At 42.6% G+C, this 20,227-nt stretch carries 16 protein-coding genes; 7 read left to right on the forward strand and 9 right to left on the reverse strand.

Annotated elements, in window-relative coordinates:
- Positions 1 to 26: 26 nt before the first annotated feature.
- A complete protein-coding gene (gene mutL, locus FZ952_RS05255; RefSeq protein ID WP_148880870.1) occupies positions 27 to 1,970 on the reverse strand; it encodes a DNA mismatch repair endonuclease MutL in 1,944 nt (647 codons plus the stop codon).
- A gap of 184 nt (positions 1,971 to 2,154) precedes the next feature.
- Here mutL and FZ952_RS05260 point away from each other — a divergent pair, with 184 nt between their 5' ends.
- A complete protein-coding gene (locus tag FZ952_RS05260) occupies positions 2,155 to 2,595 on the forward strand; it encodes a LytTR family DNA-binding domain-containing protein (protein WP_148880871.1) in 441 nt (146 codons plus the stop codon).
- On the forward strand, positions 2,592 to 3,062 hold the full coding sequence (locus FZ952_RS05265; protein WP_148880872.1) for a DUF3021 family protein: 471 nt from the start codon (positions 2,592 to 2,594) through the stop codon (positions 3,060 to 3,062). The genes FZ952_RS05260 and FZ952_RS05265 overlap by 4 nt, the downstream gene beginning before the upstream one ends.
- A gap of 31 nt (positions 3,063 to 3,093) precedes the next feature.
- Here FZ952_RS05265 and FZ952_RS05270 read toward each other — a convergent pair whose 3' ends face one another.
- The 4 genes from FZ952_RS05270 to argR form a co-directional block, all read right to left on the reverse strand.
- Positions 3,094 to 4,401 (reverse strand): SPFH domain-containing protein, encoded by a 1,308-nt coding sequence (locus FZ952_RS05270; RefSeq protein WP_148880873.1) that lies wholly within the window; start codon positions 4,399 to 4,401, stop codon positions 3,094 to 3,096.
- 11 nt (positions 4,402 to 4,412) lie between these two features.
- On the reverse strand, positions 4,413 to 5,207 hold the full coding sequence (locus tag FZ952_RS05275) for a zinc ribbon domain-containing protein (protein ID WP_148880874.1): 795 nt from the start codon (positions 5,205 to 5,207) through the stop codon (positions 4,413 to 4,415).
- Positions 5,208 to 5,390: 183 nt separating this feature from the next.
- Complete coding sequence (gene mutS / locus FZ952_RS05280) at positions 5,391 to 7,934, reverse strand: DNA mismatch repair protein MutS (protein WP_148880875.1); 2,544 nt, start codon at positions 7,932 to 7,934, stop codon at positions 5,391 to 5,393.
- 116 nt (positions 7,935 to 8,050) lie between these two features.
- Positions 8,051 to 8,491, reverse strand: a complete 441-nt coding sequence (gene argR / locus FZ952_RS05285) for an arginine repressor (RefSeq protein WP_037617813.1) — start codon at positions 8,489 to 8,491, stop codon at positions 8,051 to 8,053.
- Positions 8,492 to 8,616: 125 nt separating this feature from the next.
- Between argR and argS the strand changes: the two genes are divergently transcribed.
- Complete coding sequence (gene argS, locus FZ952_RS05290; protein ID WP_148880876.1) at positions 8,617 to 10,305, forward strand: arginine--tRNA ligase; 1,689 nt, start codon at positions 8,617 to 8,619, stop codon at positions 10,303 to 10,305.
- A 107-nt stretch (positions 10,306 to 10,412) separates the two neighbouring features.
- Here argS and nrdI read toward each other — a convergent pair whose 3' ends face one another.
- The 4 genes from nrdI to malQ form a co-directional block, all read right to left on the reverse strand.
- Positions 10,413 to 10,874: a class Ib ribonucleoside-diphosphate reductase assembly flavoprotein NrdI gene (nrdI, locus tag FZ952_RS05295; protein WP_062201494.1), complete on the reverse strand. Its 462-nt coding sequence runs from the start codon at positions 10,872 to 10,874 to the stop codon at positions 10,413 to 10,415.
- A gap of 98 nt (positions 10,875 to 10,972) precedes the next feature.
- Positions 10,973 to 11,479 (reverse strand): hypothetical protein, encoded by a 507-nt coding sequence (locus tag FZ952_RS05300; RefSeq protein ID WP_148880877.1) that lies wholly within the window; start codon positions 11,477 to 11,479, stop codon positions 10,973 to 10,975.
- Between the two features lie 151 nt (positions 11,480 to 11,630).
- On the reverse strand, positions 11,631 to 13,892 hold the full coding sequence (glgP, locus tag FZ952_RS05305; protein WP_148880878.1) for a glycogen/starch/alpha-glucan family phosphorylase: 2,262 nt from the start codon (positions 13,890 to 13,892) through the stop codon (positions 11,631 to 11,633).
- Between the two features lie 32 nt (positions 13,893 to 13,924).
- Positions 13,925 to 15,436: a 4-alpha-glucanotransferase gene (malQ, locus tag FZ952_RS05310; protein WP_148880879.1), complete on the reverse strand. Its 1,512-nt coding sequence runs from the start codon at positions 15,434 to 15,436 to the stop codon at positions 13,925 to 13,927.
- 321 nt (positions 15,437 to 15,757) lie between these two features.
- Here malQ and FZ952_RS05315 point away from each other — a divergent pair, with 321 nt between their 5' ends.
- The 4 genes from FZ952_RS05315 to FZ952_RS05330 all read left to right on the forward strand — a co-directional run bounded on the left by FZ952_RS05315 (position 15,758) and on the right by FZ952_RS05330 (position 20,222).
- Positions 15,758 to 17,014 (forward strand): extracellular solute-binding protein, encoded by a 1,257-nt coding sequence (locus FZ952_RS05315; RefSeq protein ID WP_148880880.1) that lies wholly within the window; start codon positions 15,758 to 15,760, stop codon positions 17,012 to 17,014.
- Positions 17,015 to 17,172: 158 nt separating this feature from the next.
- Complete coding sequence (locus tag FZ952_RS05320) at positions 17,173 to 18,462, forward strand: carbohydrate ABC transporter permease (RefSeq protein ID WP_062201504.1); 1,290 nt, start codon at positions 17,173 to 17,175, stop codon at positions 18,460 to 18,462.
- A 1-nt stretch (position 18,463) separates the two neighbouring features.
- On the forward strand, positions 18,464 to 19,306 hold the full coding sequence (locus FZ952_RS05325; RefSeq protein WP_148880881.1) for a sugar ABC transporter permease: 843 nt from the start codon (positions 18,464 to 18,466) through the stop codon (positions 19,304 to 19,306).
- A 103-nt stretch (positions 19,307 to 19,409) separates the two neighbouring features.
- Complete coding sequence (locus tag FZ952_RS05330; protein ID WP_148880882.1) at positions 19,410 to 20,222, forward strand: DUF1189 family protein; 813 nt, start codon at positions 19,410 to 19,412, stop codon at positions 20,220 to 20,222.
- Positions 20,223 to 20,227: the final 5 nt, after the last annotated feature.

Consider the following 20,227-nt stretch of genomic DNA (forward strand, 5'->3'; position numbering starts at 1 on the left):
TAGGGCTGTTTTATCTTCTATAAAGTTTAGTATTTCCCCAACTCACGTAGGCTAGTATGATTTTCCTGAATGCGGCGGAACATTTTTTCCATATCCGACTTGGTAAAGTTGACCAAGACCGGTCGGCCGTGTGGGCAGTTGTAAGGATTGTCACACTGGGACAGCTGAAAGAGCAAATCACGCGCAGAGTAGTCATCTAGACTGTGATTGGCCTTGATGGAACGCTTGCAGCTCATCATAATGGCTAGCTCCGCTCGATATTTTTTAATGGAAACTTCCTTGGCAAGGAGAAGCATATCACACATCTCATAGATACCGGCCTCAATCTCCTCTTCCTTGAACCAAATAGGATGTTCACGGAGGATAAACTGATTGGATCCGTACTCTTCTAAAAAGATGCCAGCATCTTCTAACAGCTCCATCCGCTGCTTGATTCGCAGCATGTCGTCTGCTGGAAATTCAAAGATATAGGGCACTAAGAGCTGCTGCTGGCTATTGTCCACATCCCCAATCTTCTCCCGATAATACTCATACTTAACCCGCTCTTGGGCAGCATGCTGGTCAATAATGTAAAGACCGCCCTTGCCCTGAGCAAAGAGATAAGTACCATGCATCTGGCCGAAATATTCTAACTCTGGGAAGCTTGATTTCTCTTCCTGCTCCAACTTATCCACAGCCCGCTCCAGACTAGCCTGGTCTAGCTCTGGATGGTCTAGTTGGTCATAGATGACTGACTTTCTCTCTGCGAATTTGACCGAAGTCGGTTGCAGTTCTGTTTTTTCATCTGTCGCTTTATGAACAGGCTCTGCTGATTCTTCAAAGGATAGTTGTTGCTCGGCCACCTGTGGCTTGAGGAAGAAGTCATTCTGCTCCTTATCGTAGTAGAGGCGATTTTCTTTCAGCGGAAGACTGGTCTGTTCGGGCTTAGTCGCACGCTTGACAGTTGATTTGGCTAGATTTTCCAAAGCATCTGGGATAAGGTCCTGCTCCTTGAGACTGGTCGCAATGGCTTGCGAAATCAGGGCCATGAGTTCCCTCTCTTTAGAAATCCGCACCTCTTGCTTGGTCGGATGGACATTGACATCAGCTAGATAGGGATCAATCTGAATATTGATGACCGCTAGTGGAAAGCGGCCTACCATAAGCTTGCTGCCGTAGCCATCCAAAATGGCACGATTGAGCAGGAAATTCTTAATATAGCGGCCATTGATGAGAATCGTAATATAATTGCGATTCGCACGAGTCAGCTCAGGCAGGCTGACATAGCCGCTCACCTCAAAGTCCAAATCTGAAGCAGAGATTTCCACCATTTTCTTAGCTGTTGCCAGACCATAGATACCTGCAATAGCCTGACGCAGATTGCCACTACCGGCAGTCCGTGTCATTTCGCGGCCGTCACTGACAAGGGTGAAAGCCACTTCTGGATGAGCCAGACTGAGCCGATTAATCACATCAACGATATGGGACAGCTCAGCCTGCTGGCTCTTCATATACTTGAGCCGGGCTGGAGTATTAAAGAAGAGATCTTCTATCTTGATTTTCGTTCCCACCGGACTGCTAGTAGGCTCATGCTCTTCAATTTCACCGCCTTTGGCAACTAGCAAGGTCCCGTGCTGGCCGGCTTCCGTTGCTGTCTCAATGGTAAAACGTGAGACAGAAGCAATGGAAGGAATGGCCTCACCACGAAAACCCAGTGTTCGAATCCGAAAGAGATCCGCCTGCTTCTTGATTTTACTGGTAGCATGGCGTCGAAGGGCCAGAGGGACATCTTCGTAGTCTATGCCCTCGCCATTATCCGTCACCTGAATGCTCTTGAGTCCGGCCTCCTCGATTTCGATGGTAATCTGGCTTGCACCCGCATCAATTGAATTCTCCACTAGCTCCTTGACCACGCTGCTGGGCCGCTCAATGACTTCACCGGCCGCAATCTGATTGGCTAGAATTTCTGGAAGTTCGATAATTTTTGACATCTTTTTCTCCGTATTTGTTCTGCTATCTATTATAACACATTGGACTCTTTCTATCAGAGGTCAACCTTGTCTCGACCATTCTGCTTACAATCCAAACCAGATAGACACTAACAGCTACCACATAGACAAAAGGGCTTGTTTTCTCTGCTGAGTTGCGGTTTAATAAGGGTGAAAGGAGGAAGTTATGAAAGTTAAGCTAAGAATCGATTCTCAAGTCTCAGAAGACTCCATCAGCATTGAGGCTCGCCTCATGACAGAAAGCATTCAGGAATTGGTCCGCTTTGCTCAAAATCTAGGCAAACAGGACAAGATTCATGCCAAGAAAGAGGATGAAATCTATTTGCTAGACACTAAGGAAATCCACCGAATCTATACAGAAAATCGGCAGGTTCAGATCCGAACAGCAAAAGACGGATACCGAGCTCAACAAGCTCTTTATCAGTTGTTGCAGGTTCTGCCGGACTATTTCCTGCAGATTTCTCAGTCGGAGATTATCAATAGCCAACAAATCAGCCACCTCAAGCTGACTCCAAATGGTCTGATTCAAATATTTCTGAAAAACGGTGACCAGACATACTCATCCCGCCGCTATCTCAAATCTATCAAAGAAAGGTTGCAATTATGAAAACTCGTCTTAAAGAACTATTTTTCGGAGGGATTGGAGGGATTTTCATCGGTCTCTTCTTCTCCATGATTGTTTCTTATTTTTACAATCCAGCTTATCTACCCCTTCACCCTCGCTCTCCTATCGGCCAATTCTTTTTGAGCCAGCATGTCCATGTTTCCCTCATCATGCTCTACTGCATGCTTATCTGGTTTATTATGGGAGCTATCTTCAGATGGAGTGGAAGCTTCTTCCAAAGAGATTGGAGCATCCTGCGCTCCGTCGTCAGCCACTATGGCGTGATGATTCTGACCTTTGCACTTTTGGCTAATCTAGCTGGATTTTTCCCAAGAGAAAAAATACTCAGCCTGACACTGACTGCCGTCGGGGAATTCACCCTTATCTATCTAATTATTTCAGGCGCCATCTACTGCCACACCTACCGCAACATTCAAAAAATCAATAACGGTTTGTCTAGTAAATCGTGAGAAATAAAAACAGTTCGAGTTCGAACTGTTTTTATCCTACTGGCGGAATTGGAGGCATAAACATCTCTTTCAAATCATCAACTGTATCTGCTCTCATCCATTCTGCCATTCCTGGTTTCCAGACTAAGGTTGAAGGGAGGAATTGCCCTGATAGAGACATTTGTGTTAGGGTATTTCTATCATAAGGTCCAGATGCTTGTCCATTGTCAGCAATATGGTAAGCAGTTGTTGGAATCGGAGGAGGCGAAACAACTGACTGTTGTTGGGAGTTGCCTGACATCATATTATTCATAGCTCCAGCAATATTTTGGCCTACAGCACCTCCTACTGCCATTCCTGCCACCATAGCAGCGGGGTTGAAGCCTGCATCGCCTCCCAGAGAAACTGTTCCCGAACCATTAGCGCCCATTTGCCCCAATGCATCAGCGCCAGCAATACCAACTTCGGACTGCTTTTCAACTTGAAATGCACCTAGGTTTGCAGATTGTGTTTGCTTATGTTGCGCATATTGTCCTTCTTCACGTTGGATACGTATCCGTTCAACATAGTCAGTAGTTTCAGCTTGTATTTTAGCTGTGGTAACATCCTTGGTAACCAACATAAGCTGTTGATAGCCTTGACTTGATTTATCTATCTCTATTGAAGCTATATCAAGACTTGAAACAGTGACACCAAAATTCTCCTTTAATCTTTTCATGACATCATGTTCAAGAGCTTCATTGATTTGTGAAATTTTGCTTTCAAGATTAATGACAGGAATGTTATTGTCTGCAGGAGCATTCGTTACAATATGTTTAGCATATCGGGCTACAGCATCCCGAATTTGCTTTTGAAAATCATCAAGATTAAAAGTATTCAGCCTGTGTAACTTGATAAATTCTTTATAATCAGTAATTTTAAAATTAATCATACCACGAACTGCAACAGGTACACCAAAATCTAAAAACCTTGGATCATAGACATCAAAAAACGGCACTGCAAACTTGACTTGAATAATTTGCGCAAGATTTATGAAATAGACTTCTGCCGGAAATGGTGTGCCACCTTCATAAGCCAGACCTACTATGCTTGCCAGCACAGGAAAGTTAGAGGTCTTAATAGTCTGATCATATGGACCTACAATAAAGTCCTGCAGTGTGCCATCTTTTTGTTTATAGACAAAGACAGCAACCTCTCCATCTTTGACTCGCAGAGAAGAACCCCAACGAATGGCATTTTCTCTATTACCTACACCCTGTTTCACTCCTACAGGGTGCCACTTCCATATCAAATAGGACACTTCATCACAACGAATCTCATCCATGAAACCGCCTATTTTTTTATTACCAAATAATAGCATTAGAGTCCTCTCTACTGTTTCAAATATTTTTTGAATAATTTATATCCCACAAAAGCTAAAACAACTACTCCTATAGTCACCCCAACTGTAGCAATAGTATAGTGCCAAAGCAAAAGAGAATAAAACAGAACAAAAACAAATGCAAAATAAACGTAAAATATTAATCCTGATTTAATTTTTAGAATTCTTATTTGTCTTTTTTTCTCTGTATAAATCTTATTTATTTTATAAAAATGAGGTGTGTCTCCCATTACTAGCTGAGCTTTTTCATAAATTTGTTCCAACTTTGAAATCCAAGCTTTTGTCTCTTCATCATTCAATTCTTTTTTCATGTTAATATTAGAAGATACTAGAATCATAAACTCAAGTATGTCTTCTTTTGTATTTGGCACAGGAAAATTAACTATTATATTAGATTTTTGCTCTCCTTTTTGTCTATCAAATCTTTTTTGTGCTTCCGCAACTTCATCGACATCTTTGAAGTCACGACCAAATACTGACTTTATAAGCGATTTTTTAGATTCAATATGAGGCATTTTTTGTGCTTCAATTTCTTCTAGTTTAATAGCAAGATCTCTTGCTGAACTTATTGAGTGAAGATTTCTAAACTCATAGCCACATGATGAACAATGGCTTTTAAAAGAATCAACTAACTCTCCACAATTCGAACATTTATGCAGTTCACCATCATATAGTATTTTTCGTTTTGATGTCTCTGCTTCCCTTTCTCCTACAGCTGTTCCGCAGGCACCACAAAATTTAACACCTTCAGCAAGCGCAAAACCACAGTTAGTACAAAATCCCATTGCTTTTACTCCGTTCTCCTATTTAACACCAATGTAGTATAAGCTATATAGTCTAATTATACAGCATTCCCACCACCATGTAAATATAAATTATCGCCTCAGTAACAAGCTTCTAAGCGATTACAAAAAGTGACTGAAGCAAAAAAAGAGCTTGAACAAGTTTCAGGCTCTTTAGGTTTGTTTTTACAGCTTTTTCTTGAGCTCGGCTACCGCCGCCATGACTTCCAGCGGAGTCATATTATAGATATTCAAATTTCTCAATTCAGTCAGAACTGGATTTTCCGGCCCTTCTGCAAAAAGAGAAATTTGTTCAGCCACTTGCTGACTACCTGCTGACTTAGGAGAAGCTGCCAATGTCTGTCTTTCTTGACTTTCTAGCTGACTTAGAATATGGTCAGCTCGGCCTAATAAGTCATCCGGAAGTCCGGCAATCTTCGCCACATGAATCCCATAGGATTTATCAGCTGGTCCTTGCTCAATCTTATGGAGGAAAGTGACTCGGCCATCCTGTTCCAAGGTAGCAACATGGACATTCTCCAAGTGCTTTAGGCTATCCTCCAAAGCCGTCAGCTCATGATAGTGGGTCGCAAAGAGAGTCTTGGCCCCTGTTCGGTCATGAATGTACTCGATAATAGCCTGAGCCAGAGCCATTCCATCATAGGTAGCCGTCCCGCGCCCCAGCTCATCAAAGAGAATGAGCGAACGATCGCTAGCCTGCCGAATGGCTCGGTTGGCCTCCATCATCTCCACCATAAAGGTAGATTGGCCGGACACCAAATCATCCGCCGCCCCGATCCGAGTGAAAATCGCATCAAAAATAGGGAGACTAGCAGATTCCGCCGGTACATAGGAGCCCATCTGTGCCATGATGACGATGATGGCTAACTGGCGCATATAAGTTGATTTCCCACTCATATTAGGGCCGGTAATCAACTGGATATTGGTAACTGGATCCAAGGTGATACTATTAGGAATATAGCTCTGGGCTCCCATGACTTTCTCAACCACAGCATGCCGCCCCTTTTCGACAGTTAGAGCTCGCTCCTCGGTAAAGACCGGGCAAACCAGATGCTGGGTCTCAGCGACAACCGCAAAGCTCTGGAGAACATCCACCGTGGCCAAGGCAACGGCCAGTTCCTGCAAGCGTTGGATATACTTACCTACTTCCTCCCGAATCCTCATGAAAATCTCATATTCCAGATTGGCGGACTTGTCACGCGCCTCCAGCATCTCTCCCTCAATCCGCGCCAGTTCCTCTGTCCCAAAACGCTCGGAATTTTTCAGCGTCGCCTTGCGGAAGAAATGGCTAGGTACATGAGCTAGCTGGGAATTAGTCACATGGAAGTAGTAACCATCTTTTTTATTGTAATCAATTTTTAGATTATTGATTCCACTGGCTTCCCGCTCCTTAGCCTCGATAGCAGCAATCCAACCAGCCCCATCCCTCATGACCACCCGGTACTTGTCCAAGGTCTCATCAAAACCGGTCCGAATGATATTACCCTCAGTGATGATATGAGGGGCATCTGGAGAAATAGCAGAGCTAATCAAGGCAGCCAATTCTGGGATTTCATCCAAACGACCAATCAGCTCATCCAGCACCGGACTGCCAATGCCCTGCAAAATAGCTTTGATTTGAGGGACATTGCTCAAGGTTGAAGCCAGCTGCAGCAGATCCTTGGGATTGGTCTTACCAAAGGATACTCGGCTGGCTAGCCGTTCAATATCATAGACTCCCTTAAGGCTTTCTGTCAAATCACTCCGCTCAAAGAAATGATCCAGAAAAATCCGGACTACATCCTGACGGCGGACAATCCGCTTCTGGTCAATCAAGGGCTGTTGAATCCACGTCCGCAACAAGCGTCCTCCCATAGCTGTTTTGGTCTCATCCATCAGCCAGTAAAGACTACCATGCTTCTTACCAGTTCGGGTATTCTCTGTAAGGTCTAAACTAGCCTTGGTGGCATAGTCCATCTGCAAATAGTCCTGAATTTGATAATGATGGGCTTTCTTAAGGTGGCTGAGCTCCCGCATCTGGGTCTGGCGAACATAAGCCAATAGTTTCCCCGCCGTCTGGTACTCAATAGGCAACAAATCACTGCCTAAGAGCTGGACATCATCCAAAGGCTCCTTGACAGGAGACAAAAGGAGATTCATCTGACCTGCCAGGACCTGCTCCTCCGCCTCAGACAAGGTATAACCCAATACTACCTCTCGAGCCCGCAGATTGCGAATCTCTCCGCAAACTAGAGAAAAGTCCTTCAGACTGGTCACCTGAAACTCACCTGTCACCAAATCCATGTAGGCTAGACCATAGACTCCGTCTGCCCAATCCAGAGCAACCAAGAAATTATTTGCTGCATCAGGTTTGCTAGAGTCTACAACTGTCCCTGGGGTGATGACTTGGACCACCTCCCTCTTAACCACACCGACTGCATGTTTGGGGTCCTCCATCTGCTCAGCAATCGCTACCTTATAACCTGATTCGACTAAAACATCAATGTACTGTTGAGCCGAATGATAAGGCACTCCTGCCATAGGAATGGGATTGTCCGCATTTTTATTGCGGCTGGTCAAAGAAATCTCTAAAATCTGAGCCGCATTGACCGCATCATCATAAAACAACTCATAGAAATCGCCCATACGAAAAAGCAGAAAGGCATCTGGATAGTCCTTCTTGATATCCACATACTGCTGCATACCGGGTGATAATTTTTCTGCTGCCATTTTTATCCTTTCCAAAAACCTAGCCAGAGACTTTCCCTGAAAATAAGTCTTCTCATGCAAAATAAACGAGGCTAAGACTCTGTCTCCAACCTCTTTGCCCTCTCCAACATAGCTATCTATGCCATCCGTTCCTTGACATTCCCCTCTATTTCCTCAGCTGCCGCCCTATCTCGACAAATAACCAATAAAGTATTGGCGCCAGCCACAGTTCCTAAAATCCGGTCATCCAAGGCTCCATCAACAACATTAGCCAACACAGTTGCTTCTCCCAAACCAGTTCTGAAAACCAGTGAAAATTCAGCCCTAGCAACACTTTGAATATGCTTAGCTAAGAATTCAACCAAGTTCATTTCCTCTGTTTCCTGCGCTACAATATAATAAATTTGATTGTTTTTCCGAAGCTTTGTTAAACCAATCTCGCGCAGATCCCGCGAAAGAGTCGTTTGAGTTACAAAAATTCCCTGTTTCTCTAATCGTTCCTGAATCTCTTTCTGCGTCCCTAGCTTTTCTTGCTTAATCATCATTTTGATTATCTGATGACGATCGATTTTCTTCATTTTTACCTCATTCTTTTGAATATTTATCCCTTAATTATACCAAAAAATTCAGATTAGGCCCAAAAAAATTGAAGATTCCATTAAAAATGTGATAGAATAGTAACAAAAGACCCAAAGGAGTAAATATGGATAATAAACAATTAATAACCAGCGAATTGGCTAAGGTAATTAACGGCCTTGACCAAGACGCTATTTTAAATTTATTAGAGCAACCAAAAAGTTCCGATCTTGGGGATATTGCCTTTCCTGCCTTCTCTCTTGCAAAGGTAGAACGCAAGGCTCCACAAGCTATCGCTGCTGATATTGTAGAAAAACTTGACACCACTTATTTTGAAAAAGTTGTTGCAACTGGGCCTTACGTCAACTTCTTCCTCAATAAGGCAGAAATCTCTGGCCAAGTCATCAAAGAAGTGATTAAAGAAGGCGCTGATTATGGCCAGCAAGATGAAGGCAAGAATGGAAATGTCACAATTGACCTATCCAGCCCTAACATTGCTAAACCTTTCTCTGTCGGTCACCTTCGTTCGACCGTTATCGGAGATGCTTTGTCTAATATCTTCCGCAAGCTAGGCTACAATACCATCAAGGTCAATCACTTGGGTGATTGGGGCAAACAATTCGGGCTCCTCATGGTTGCCTATAAAAAATGGGGTAACAAGGCAGCTGTCGAGGCCAACCCAATTGATGAACTCTTGGAACTCTATGTCCGCATCAACGCTGAAATCGAAAATGATCCAAGCTTAGATGACGAAGGACGTCTCTGGTTCAAAAAGCTGGAAGATGGAGATCCAGAAGCAACCGAACTCTGGCAATGGTTCCGCGATGAAAGTCTGGTCGAATTCAACCGTATCTATGACTTGCTAGGCGTCCAATTTGATAGTCTAAACGGTGAAGCCTTTTACAATGACAAGATGGACGAAGGTGTACAAATCTTGGAAGACAAGGGCCTTCTGAAAGAATCTAAGGGTGCCAGCATTGTGGACTTGGATGATGTCAACCTTCCACCAGCTATGATTAAAAAATCAGACGGTGCCACTCTATATATCACCCGTGATATCGCGACAGCAATGTATCGTGCCCGCACGTATAACTTTGTCAAAAATGTCTATGTAGTAGGACAGGAACAATCCAACCACTTCCGTCAGCTCAAGGCTGTCCTGAAAAAGATGGGCTTTGACTGGAGCGACGATATGATCCACGTGGACTTCGGTCTAGTCACCAAGAACCGTCAAAAACTGTCAACACGTAAAGGCAATATCATTCTGTTAGAGCCCACTCTTCAAGAAGCTATCAGCCGTGCCAAGGCGCAGATTGAAGCGAAAAATCCAGATTTGGAAAACAAAGAAGCCGTTGCCCATGCAGTCGGTGTTGGTGCCGTTAAATTTTACGATCTTAAGACGGATCGTCGCAACGGCTACGACTTCGATTTGGAAGCTATGGTTTCCTTTGAAGGAGAAACTGGTCCGTATATCCAATACGCTTATGCTCGTATCCAATCTATCCTGCGCAAGGCTGACTTCCAGCCAAATCCAGAGGCAAATTACAGTCTAAACGATGCTGAAAGCTGGGAAATTATCAAACTGCTCCAAGACTTCGCTCGTGTAGTCAAACGTGCAGCTGACAACTTTGAGCCATCTCTGGTTGCCAAGTATGCCATCAGTCTAGCTCAAGCTTTCAACAAATACTATGCCCATACCCGCATCTTAGACGATAGCCCTGAACGCGACAGCCGCTTGGCACTTAGCTACTCAACCGCTCTGGTATTAAAAGAAGCTCTTCGCTTGCTCGGTGTCGATGCTCCTGAAAAAATGTAATAGATAAGGCTCAGAAAGTAATCCGCTTCTTCCATCTAACATTAAAAGAAGACAAAAACGCATGAAGTTCATTTCACAAAACGTTGACTTCCTGCGTTTTTCTTGTCTTAATCCTCGATTCGGTAGAGATTCTCAATGATTCCAGCCACTTTTTTGATATCTCCCAACATTCCACGCATTTCAAAATCAGCTAATACGGGGAAGCCAAAGCGTTTTGCATATTGCTTGGCAGTCAGACAATATTGATTGTTAAAGTTGCGATTGCCACTGCCGACAACCCCAAAACACTTGCTGGCATTATTGCCGTAGGCAATGAAATCTGCAACATCTGTCGTTAAAATTTCGACATCACCATTATCAACACCATTTCCGCCTTCTAAATAGGTCGGCAGAAAAGCAATAAATTGGTTTTGCATTTCAAAGAAAGGCTGGCCTTCTTTAACCAAGTCTTTGATATGGATTTTTTCCACTTCTAAACTTGGATGATGTTCCAGCAAATAATCTGTCAAACGGCGGACAAAGCTTTCTGTATTGCCACTCAGGCTGATATAAACTAAGGAAACTTTCATATTTTCTCCATTCTAAATAAAAAACATCTGAGAACTCCTTAAATTGTAAGCTCTCGGATGTTTTTTGTCAAATCTTAATCTGCTATCGGGAAGAGCTCTTATCCCAACTCATCCTTTTCCAATTCTTTTTGCTGCTTCATTAATTTATAAAGAACCAAGCCTAAAAAGATAAGGTTTATAACTAGCATAACAACCGTTGAAATTAAAAGTCCACCTGATACAAGCTTACGATACTGCGCGTCTAAAACGTTTAGCAAAGAAGAAGCGCCGATATAACTATAGGCAATCCCAATGATGCTAATTACAAGATAGGCAAGATAAGTTAAGTTTGCATAGACAATATTCTTACGAATCAAGAAGACTAATGCCGCAATGATCACAATCAGACTGAGAATAGCCAAAATTTTGTTTAGTGGATTCTGTACAAATTCACTATTTTTAGCAGTGTAATCTACCAGCTGTTTTACAACATCTTCAGGAATACCTGCTCCTTCATAGGCCGCTGCACTTTTAGGAGTGGAAGGCACCATCGTAGCATATATTCCCAATAAAGACAAGAGCAAAGACAGACCGACTAAAATATAAAGATAAATTGGCTTTTTCATCACTTTCTCCTTTTTCAAAAACATATATGTTATTATACACCGAAAAAGCTCCAAAGGCAAGAGCCCCTCCTGTTCTTAGAAATTACTCTTTTAGAAGACAAGCAAAAAACTCTCAAGAAAATTTTCTTGAGAGTTTTAATGGTCATTGGAATTAGTTCTCCAAATGCCATACTTCGTCATTGTATTGTTGGATTGTACGGTCTGCTGAGAAGAAACCAGCTTTTGCGATGTTCACAATGACTTTTTCCATCCAAACATCGCGGTCTTCGTAGTCTGCAAGCATTTGCTCTTTGACTTTGATATAGTCTTCCAAGTCAAGTAGAGTCATGAACCAGTCTTTGTTCATTAACTCATTGTAAAGGCGTTCCAAACGTTCTTTCTTACCAACGGCCAGAATAGCATCGCTTACGATGAAGTCCACCAATGGTTTGATTGCTTGACGAGCGTAGAATTCGCTAGGCTTGTAAGCTGACTTAGCATAAAGGTCGATAACAGTTTCTGAATCTTCACCAAAGATGTAGATATTGTCTTCGCCAACCAATTCAGCAATTTCCACATTGGCACCGTCCATGGTACCAAGTGTCAAAGCACCGTTAAGCATGAATTTCATGTTACCAGTACCTGAAGCTTCTTTAGAAGCAAGTGAGATTTGCTCAGAAATATCACCAGCTGCAATCAGGAAGCTAGACGCTGTAACATTGTAGTTTTCAACCATAACTACTTGCAGGTGTGGAGCCACTTGAGGATCATTAGCAATCACTTCTGACAAGCAAAGGATGAGGTGGATGATGTCTTGAGCAATTGTGTAAGCAGGAGCTGCTTTACCACCAAAGAAGACAGTGATTGGACGCGCAGGAATGTTACCAGCCTTGATATCCAAGTATTTGTGGATCACATACAAAGCGTTCATTTGTTGACGTTTGTACTCGTGCAGACGCTTGATTTGGATGTCAAAGATAGAGTCTGGATTGATTTCTACACCTTGAGCCTCCTTCAAGTGACGAGCCAATTTACGCTTGTTGTGAGACTTAATGCCTTCCAGTTTTTCTTTCACTTCTTGCTTACCAGCAAAGTCAAGTAGGCCTTCCAACTTAGCAGCATCATGGTGCCAGTCGCGACCAAGAAGTTCATCTAAGTAGCTAGACAAACGTGGGTTAGCGTGCATAAGCCAACGACGGAATGTAATACCGTTTGTCTTGTTGTTGAATTTCTCTGGATAAATATCGTAGAAAGCTTTCAACTCAGAATTCTTCAAGATTTCAGTGTGGAGTGCTGCAACCCCGTTAACACTGTAGCCATAGTGGATATCCATGTGGGCCATGTGTACACGGTCGCTCTCGTCAATGATTTGAACAGCTGGATCTTTGTACTCTGCTTTGACACGACGATCCAATTCTTCAATGATTGGTACCAAGTGAGGAACCACTTCTTGCAAGAATTCAAGAGGCCATTTTTCAAGGGCTTCAGCAAGGATGGTGTGGTTTGTGTAGGCAGTCATGTTACGAACGATTGAGATCGCTTCATCAAGCTCGATACCACGCGCAGTCAAAAGACGGATCAACTCAGGAATAACCAGCGATGGGTGAGTGTCATTGATTTGTACAACTGCGTAGTCTGCAAGATCATGCAAGTTGCTTCCTTTTTCGATCGCTTCGTCGATGATCAATTGCGCACCGTTTGAAACCATGAAGTATTGTTGGAAGATACGGAGCAACTCACCTTGCTTGTCACTATCATCTGGATAGAGGAAGAGTGTCAAGTTGCGAGCGATATCTGTCTTATCAAAGTCGATACCATCCGCAATAATGCTAGAATCTACTGAGTCCAAATCAAAGAGACGCAGGCGGTTTTTAGCAGGTGTCTTGTAACCTGGCACATCAATATCGTAAAGAGTTGATGTCAGTGTGAAGTGAGCAAACGGCACCTGGTAGCTACGGCTTGAGCGAACCAGCCAATTTTGTTCTGTCAGCCAGAAGTTTGGAATAGTGGTTTGCTCATTGTTTTTCAGAACTTGCTGGAAGAGACCGAAGTGGTAGTTAAGACCCACACCGTCACCGTTCAATCCAAGTGTTGCGATAGAGTCCAAGAAGCAAGCTGCCAAACGACCCAAGCCACCGTTACCAAGAGATGGCTCCAATTCCACTTCTTCTACTTCGATCAGGTCTTTACCTGCTGCTGCCAACTCATGTTTAACATCATCATAAAGACCAAGGTTGATCAAGTTGTTAGACAAAAGTTTACCAATCAGGAACTCAGCTGAGATATAGTAGAGTTTCTTTTTCCCAGTATTTACTGGTTTTTGAGCGCTGGCTAATTTAGTATAGTTTAAAAGAGCCAGATAAAGTTCTTCATTGCTGCAATCAGCAAGATTTTTTGAATAAGTATTTTTGATATAAGTTTGTAAGTTTGACATGATTACTCCCTTCAAGTCTAATTAGCTATTCTTTATTTATTAATTAAATCGGTATTCATACGACGGTAAGTCTTGGTCAAGCTGTAAAGCTCACCTTCGACGATTGGATTCAGCTCGTCAGCCGTCATCCGCCATGCCCAGTTACCGCCAATAGTAGATGGATAGTTCATCCGTGCTGAGCTGTCCAATTCCAGCAGATCCTGCATAGTAGCAATGGCCATAAAGCTGACAGAAGCAAAGATAGTGCGAAGCATAGCATGCGGAACTGTTTCGTATTCTTTACGATTAGTGTACTGAGCCATGTATTCGCGGGTTGGATCATCAATTTCATCACGATACCAGCCAAGAACCGTGTTATTATCATGAGTTCCTGTGTACATAACGGAATTGTTTGGCGCTAAATGTGGGCTGTCAATACTTTCATCATTCGGATTGAAAGCAAATTGAAGAATCTTCATACCTGGGAATCCAGTGCGTTCACGCAGCTCAATTACTTCATTGGTCATGAAGCCAAGATCCTCTGCAATAATATTGAGTTCACCAAGTGCTTCTTTAACAGCTGCAAAAAGTTTGTAATCAGGACCTTTCACCCATTTACCAGTTGCAGATGTTTCAGAATCAGCTGGTACTTCCCAGTAAGACTCAAAGCCACGGAAGTGGTCAATTCGAACAATATCGTAAATCTTGAAACTTTCGCGCAAACGATCAATCCACCAAACATAGCCGTCACGGTCCATTGCTTCCCAGTCATAGATTGGGTTGCCCCAAAGTTGACCAGTTGCAGAAAACTCATCTGGCGGACATCCAGCAACACAGGTTGGTTTGCCTACTTCGTCTGTTTTGAAGAAATGAGGCTGAGACCAAACATCGCAGCTGTCAGCCGCAACATAAATCGGCATATCTCCAACAATTTCAATATGATGCTTGTTTGCATAGGCTTTGAGTTGTAGCCATTGCTTGAAGAAAAGATACTGAGTCACACGGTGATAAACCAATTTATTTGATAATTCGCTGCGGTAATGAGCCAAACGGTCAACTTCACGACGACGGATAGCCTCATCTGGCCACTCTGTCCAAGCTAGGTTATCAAAATGTTCCTTGATAGCCATATATTCTGCAAAAACTTCCAGCCAAGCTGCATTTTCTTCAGCAAAGCGATAAAAACTGTCAACATCTCCAATTTCAAGGAAGCGAGCAACCGCTTTTTCCAAAAGCGGACGACGAGCCTCAAAAATTTTTGCATAATCCACTTCTCGAGGATTATCGCCAAAATTAATACCGTGCAGATCTTCTTCGCTCAGTAAACCTTCATCAACTAAAAAGTCCAAGTCAATGAAATGTGTATTTCCAGCAAACGCTGAGAACGACTGATAAGGAGAATCTCCATAACTGGTGGTTCCCAAAGGCAAAATTTGCCAATAGCGTTGCTTAGTTCTAACTAAGAAATCCACAAAATCATAAGCAGACTGACCAAAAGAGCCAATCCCGTATTTACCTGGCAAAGAGGAAATGTGCATCAATACACCACTTTGTCTTGCTTTCATGTTGTCACCTCAAAAAAATTTTTCCTGCCGTTTCCTACTTTATTAAGTGAAAACGTTTGCGTCGATTAGATTATAACTTATTTTTTTTTAAAGCGCAAGCTTTTTTGATATTTTTTTATTTTTCACACTAAAAAACTGTATCTATTCTATTATAAATAGGGTGAACACAGACCTTTTTAAAAATTTTTTAATTTTTTTCAAAAAGATATTGCAAACGTTTACTTTTTGTGTTAAAATTATTTTTAGTCAAGAAAACGTTTGCGCTGAGTAACCGCTTTCTTAGAAATCATTACATTTTTTTATTCTTTAGGAGGAATAATCATGAAAAATAGAGTGTTAAAGAGCGTGGCTGTGTTAGGAACCGTTACTTTAGCTGGTTTACTTTTGGCGGCCTGCGGAAGCAAGTCTTCTAATAAAGATGCTGCTGCAAGCAACGAAATTACAGCTTATGTAGATGAAGGCTACAAGAGCTACATGGAAGAAGTTGCCAAAGCTTATGAAAAAGAAACTGGCACTAAAGTTACAATCAAAACAGGTGACGCCCTTACAGGTCTTGACAACCTTTCACTCGACAACCAATCTGGCAAATCCCCAGATGTTATGATGGCTCCGTACGACCGCGTAGGAAGCCTTGGTGCAGATGGACAACTTTCAGAAGTTGAGCTAGAAAAGGAAGCTAAGACTGATAACACTACTAAATCTCTTGTAACAATTGATGGAACTACTTATGGTGCTCCTGCTGTTATCGAAACTTTGGTAATGTACTACAACAAAGACTTGATCCAAAAAGCTCCAACAACTTTTGCTGAAGTTGAAGAATTGGCAAAAGACAGCAAGTACGCTTTTGAAGGCGAAGAAGGTAAAACATCTGCTTTCCTTGCTGACTGGACAAACTTCTACTATGCTTATGGTCTCCTTTCAGGAAATGGCGCTTATGTCTTTGGTAAAGACGGTACTGATCCTAAAGATGTAGGCTTGGCTAACGAAGGTTCTATCAAAGGAATTGAATACGCTAAATCTTGGTATGAAAAATGGCCTAAAGGTATGCAAGATACCGAAGGTGCTGCTAACCTGATTCAAACTCAATTCCAAAACGGAAAAACTGCAGCAATTATTGATGGTCCTTGGAAAGCTGCAGCTCTCAAAGAAGCTAAAGTAAACTACGGTGTAGCTACTATCCCTACCCTTCCAAACGGCAAAGACTACAAAGCCTTCGGTGGTGGTAAAGCTTGGGTTATCCCTGCTGGTTCTAAGAACATTGAAGGCGCACAAAAATTCGTTAACTTCCTTGCATCAACTGCACAACAAAAAGCTCTTTACGATGCAACAAACGAAGTTCCTGCTAACACAGAAGCACGCGAATATGCTGTAAGCAAGAAAGATGAATTGACAGACGCGGTTGTTAAACAATTTAAATCTGCAGAACCAATGCCAAACATCTCTGAAATGAGTACTGTTTGGGATCCAGCTAAAAACATGCTCTTTGATGCTGTAAGTGGCAAGAAAGACGCTAAGACTTCTGCTGAAGATGCTGTTAAATTGATCAAGGAAACAATCGATCAAAAATTTGGTAACTAATAAACAAGCTTAAATAGAGGGGTGGGAATTTTCCCTACCCCTTGTTTGATAGAATAGGGCTTCTGCTCTGATTGCCTCATATTCTAATAAGCAAAACTCGGATTAGGGATTGTATTTGTGCAATTCCTCAATCTTTCTCGTATCTTAAGGAGACTACAATGACAAAAAAAGATCCCAAACAAGCCATGTTGCGCTCCCTCATTCCAGGGTTGGGGCAAATCTATAATGATCAAAAAGCCAAAGGATACATCTTTCTTGGGGTTACTGTTGCATTCTTAGCTTATTTTGTAGCTATTGCCCTGCCAGAAATTGAAAATCTCATCACTCTTGGGGAAGTACGCGGTGATAATTCACTCTTCATGCTGATTCGTGGTGCCTTCCATCTCATCCTCGTGATATTTTTCCTGATTTTCTATGGCTTCAATTTGAAAGATGCCCGTACGGTTGCTAAGCAGTGGAATAATGACTACCCTGTTCACACTACCTTAAAGGAAATGACGAACGGAATCTACGAAAATGGCTTCCCTTACTTGCTCATCATTCCTTCCTACCTTGCGATGACCTTTGCAATCATTTTCCCTGTCTTGGTGACACTCTTGATCGCCTTTACAAACTATGATTTCAAACACTTGCCACCAAATAAACTGTTGGATTGGGTTGGCTTTACCAACTTTGCTAACATTTGGCAACTGAGCACCTTCCGTGCTGCCTTTGGTTCTGTCTTGACTTGGACCATCATCTGGGCGTTGGCAGCCTCTACTCTACAAATCGTAGTCGGTATTTTTACTGCTATTATTGCTAACCAGCCATTCATCAAAGGAAAACGGATTTTCGGTGTTATCTTCTTGCTTCCTTGGGCTGTTCCAGCCTTTATCACTATCTTGACCTTCTCAAATATGTTCAACGATAGTATCGGGGCCATCAATACTCAGGTCATCCCGCTTCTCAGCAAAGTTCTTCCTTTCTTGGATGGACATCTGATTCCGTGGAAGACTGATCCGACTTGGACTAAGATTGCCCTTATCATGATGCAAGGTTGGCTTGGATTCCCTTATATCTATGTCCTAACCTTGGGTATTTTGCAGTCCATTCCAAATGACCTTTACGAAGCAGCCTACATCGACGGAGCCAATGCTTGGCAGAAATTCCGCAGCATCACTTTCCCGATGATCTTGGCGGTTGCGGCACCAACTTTGATCAGTCAATACACCTTTAACTTTAATAACTTCTCAATCATCTACCTCTTCAATGCAGGTGGTCCTGGTAGCGTCGGTGGAGGAGCCGGTTCAACCGATATCCTTATCTCTTGGATTTATCGTTTGACTACAGGTACAGCACCGCAGTATTCAATGGCGGCGGCCGTTACCCTCATCATCTCCATCATCGTCATCTCTATCTCTATGATTGCCTTCAAGAAACTACACGCATTTGATATGGAGGATGTATAAGATGAATAGTTCTGTTAAATTTAAACGTTTTATCAACCACAGCTTGACCTATCTCTACCTTGTAGTGCTTTCCATTATCATTCTCTATCCGCTCTTGATCACGATTATGTCGGCTTTCAAGACGGGGAATGTCGTGGCCTTCAAGCTAGACACAGATATCAACTTCAGTCTGGACAACTTCTCTCGTCTCTTCTCAGAGACTCTTTACGGCACCTGGTACTTTAATACCATTATCATCGCCGTCTTGACAATGGTTGTCCAAACTAGTATAGTGGTACTTGCAGGTTATGCTTACAGCCGTTATAATTTCATCGCAAGAAAGCAAAGTTTGGTCTTCTTCTTGATTATCCAAATGGTGCCAACGATTGCAGCTCTGACCGCCTTCTTCGTTATGGCACTGATGCTCAACGCCCTCAACCAAAGCTGGTTCCTCATCTTCCTTTATGTGGGTGGTGGTATTCCAATGAATGCTTGGTTGATGAAAGGCTACTTCGATACAGTTCCTATGTCTCTGGATGAATCAGCTAAATTAGATGGCGCTGGTCATTTCAGACGCTTCTGGCAGATTGTCCTGCCTCTCGTTCGTCCAATGATTGCTGTGCAAGCTCTCTGGGCTTTCATGGGACCTTTCGGAGACTACATCCTCTCCAGCTTCCTTCTTCGTGAAAAAGAATTTTATACGGTTGCAGTTGGTCTTCGTACCTTCGTCAGCGATGTCAAGAATCAAAAAATTGCCTTCTTTGCTGCCGGTGCGATTCTTACTGCCCTTCCAATCTGTATTCTCTTCTTCTTCCTGCAAAAGAATTTTGTATCTGGTTTAACAAGTGGTGGAGACAAGGGATAATCTTGTCCCACCCTGTTTTTGTTTTAAAACGATTATAGTTATATGGCAGCCAATAAGTTCTTTATTGGCCACCACCTGATTGTAATTTTAGAAAGAGACAGCTATGTTACCTTATCCTTTTAATTATTTTTCGAGCTTGATTGGTTTTAGAAAAACCTTCGCTAATCGTCGCATGCTCAGCTGGTTCCAGCTCATCTTTACCAGCGTCTTTTTGATTTCTCTATCTTTGATTCCTGTGGCGATTCAGACAGCGTCTTTGACGAGCTATGCTCTGGATACCTTTGTTGACAAGGCTTTTGACACTTTGGATGAAGACGTGATGATTGACTTTGACCATCACGCTCAGATGAAAGACCACATACTGACCACTGAAAATCCTGAAGGCATTCATCGCAATGCCGCTGGGACCGTCATTATCGGCCATCACGAGGAACTAAAATTAGGCAAGGAACTGACGCTTTACTTCGACAAAGAAAATCTCAAAATCACTAAAGAAGGCAAAGAACTGGCCAATATCCGCTATCAAGCCATTGATCAAAAAGCTCTGAAAAGTAAAGAAGCCCTGACCAAAGCAATTTCTGCAGACTGGTTCCAACAAAACCGCTTGGTTGTCAGCCTCTTTCTAGTCCTCTCTGCAGGTTTCCTCTTTAGTATCAACTTTGCCTTTCTGGCACTCGGTGCTTCCTTCCTGCTCTATCTGACCAAGAAATCACGGCTATTTTCTTTTAAAACCTTTAAAGAATGCTATCATTTCATCCTCAACTGCTTTGGATTGCCAACTATCATCGGACTGGTTTGTGGATTATTTGGACAAAGTCTGCCTACGATTATCACCGTACAAAACATCTTGTTTGTTCTTTATTTAGTGATTATTTTTTACAAAACACATTTCCGCGATGAGGATTTCAGAAATTAGGAGGT

The organism is Streptococcus sp. Marseille-P7376, from assembly GCF_902460385.1.
In the GTDB taxonomy this organism is placed as follows: Bacteria; Bacillota; Bacilli; order Lactobacillales; family Streptococcaceae; genus Streptococcus; species Streptococcus sinensis.